This is a genomic window from Arthrobacter sp. SX1312, from assembly GCF_002929295.1.
Taxonomy (GTDB): Bacteria; Actinomycetota; Actinomycetes; order Actinomycetales; family Micrococcaceae; genus Arthrobacter_D.
This window is the reverse complement of record NZ_PJIM01000011.1, coordinates 1-2616: the sequence shown is the minus strand read 5'-3', so window position 1 is coordinate 2616 and position 2616 is coordinate 1. Positions and strand designations below refer to the sequence as shown.

The 2616-nt window shown below is 45.9% G+C and carries 1 rRNA gene; it reads right to left on the bottom strand.

Annotation, left to right across the window (positions count from 1 at the left end):
• A 23S ribosomal RNA gene (locus CXQ92_RS17405) occupies positions 1 to 2616 on the bottom strand; the annotation flags it as partial.

The window sequence follows — 2616 nt, the reverse complement described above, 5'->3', positions numbered from 1 at the left end:
GACCGCTTCAAATAGGGACCGAACTGTCTCACGACGTTCTAAACCCAGCTCGCGTACCGCTTTAATGGGCGAACAGCCAAACCCTTGGAACCAACTCCAGCTCCAGGATGCGATGAGCCGACATCGAGGTGGCAAACCTTCCCGTCGATGTGATCTCTTGGGGAAGATAACCCTGTTATCCCCGGGGTAGCTTTTATCCGTTGAGCGACAGCCATTCCATAATGAACTGCCGGATCACTAAGTCCTGCTTTCGCACCTGCTCGACTTGTAGGTCTCACAGTCAACCACACTTTTACCTTTGCGCTCTACATATGGTTTCTGACCATATTGAGTGTAGCTTTGAACGCCTCCGTTACCTTTTGGGAGGCGACCGCCCCAGTCAAACTACCCACCACGCACTGTCTCCTGACCGGATGACGGTCATAGGTTAGAAACTCAATTTAACAAGGGTGGTATTTCAAGGTTGATTCCACAGAAACTAGCGTCTCCGCTTCTCCATCTCCCACCTATCCTACACATGTTAAACCAAATTCCAATACGAAGTTGTAGTAAAGCTCCACGGGGTCTTTTCGTTTTGATGCGGGTATCCAGCGTTTTCACTGGAACCATAATTTCACCGAGTCCAATGTTGAGACAGTTGAGAGATCATTGCGTCTTTCGTGCAGGTCAGTATTTAGCCGACAAGGAATTTCGCTACCTTAGGACCGTTATAGTTACAGCCGCCGTTCACCCGGGCTTCATTTTGCTGCTTTGCGTAAGCTAACAGCTCCACTTAACCTTCGGGCACTGGGCAGACTTCACCCCCTATACATCGTCTTGCGACTTAGCAGAGAGCTGTGTTTTTGATAAACAGTTGCCCCTCACAATTTAATGTTGCCATTCAAAGAATGGCCCCCCTTCTCGCGAACTTACGGGGTGAATTTGCAGAGTTCCTTAACATTGGTTTTCTCGCTCGCCTTAGAATACTCATCTTGGGAACGTGTGTCCGTTCTCGGTACGGGTTCCTATAGTTTTATAACGTTTAGAAGCTTTTCTTGGAAGCGTGAAATCATTCAATTCGGTAATTGTCGAAACTTTCCCTATGCATCAGAACTCAAGGTTAAACAATGCGGATTTGCCTACATTGACCCCTCATTTCCTTGCCCCAAAATCCATTAATTGGTAGAATTATCCTTCTCCGTCACTCCATCACTTACTATCGGAAGTACAGGAATATTAACCTGTTATCCATCGACTACGCTTTTCAGCCTGATCTTAGGACCCGACTAACCCTGGGTGGACGAACCTTCCCCAGGAAACCTTTCCCAATAGGCGTCAGAGATTCTCACTCTGAATCGTTACTCATACCGGCATTCTCACTTCTAAGCACTCCACTAATCCTCACGGTTTAGCTTCGCCGTCCTTAGAACGCTCCTCTAACGCATTTAATAATGCCCGTAGCTTCGGTATTATGTTTAGTCCCGTTACATTGTCGGCGCAAGGTCTCTTGACTAGTGAGCTATTACGCACTCTTTAAAAGATGGCTGCTTCTAAGCCAACTTCCTAGTTGTTTGAGAAACCTCACAACCTTTATCACTTAACATAAATTTTGGGACCTTAGCTGACGATCTGGGTTGTTACCCTCGCGAGCATCGACGTTATCACCGATGTTCCGACTGCATGATAATACACAATGGTATTCGGAGTTTGATTATAGTCAGTACAGCTAGGCGCCGCCATTCCATATTCAGTGCTCTACCACCAAAGTTTAACATCACACGCTAGCCCTAAAGCTATTTCGAGGAGAACCAGCTATATCCAGGTTCGATTGGAATTTCACCGCTATTCACAAGTCATCCGGGCACTTTTCAGCGTACTACGGTTCGGTCCTCCACTTAGTATTACCTAAGCTTCAACCTGCTCATGAATAGATCACCTGGTTTCGGGTCTATGTCAACATACTAATTCGCCCTATTCAGACTCGATTTCTCTTCGGCTCCGCTTTTATCCACTTAACCTCGCATGTTAACATAACTCGCCGGTCCATACTGCAAGATGTACGCCATCACACATTAACGTGCTCTGACTAATTGTAAGTAAGTAGTTTCAGAATCTATTTCACTCCCCTCCCGGGGTACTTTTCACCTTTCCCTCACGGTACTAGTTCACTATCGGTGTCTGGTTAGTATTTAGCCTTACCGGATGGTCCCGGCAGATTCAGACAGGGTTTCACGTGCCCCGCCCTACTCAGGATGCAGTCAAGAGAATTATGCATTTCGTATACGGGGATATCACCCTCTATGTCAAAGCTTCCCAGCTTTTTCTACTATACATAATCTTTGTAACTCTATGTAGACTGTCCTACAACCCCGTATAAATACGGTTTGGGCTCTTCTGCTTTCGCTCGCCACTACTAACAGAATCATTATTTATTTTCTTTTCCTCTTGCTACTAAGATGTTTCAATTCACAAGGTGTCTCGCTCACACTTTCTATATATTCAAAAGTGGGCAACTAGAGATTAATCTAGTTAGGTTTCCCCATTCGGAAATCCCCGTCTCAAAGTTTATATCCAACTAAACGAGGCTTATCGCAGGTAATCACGTCCTTCTTCGACTTCCAGACCCAAGGCATCCAC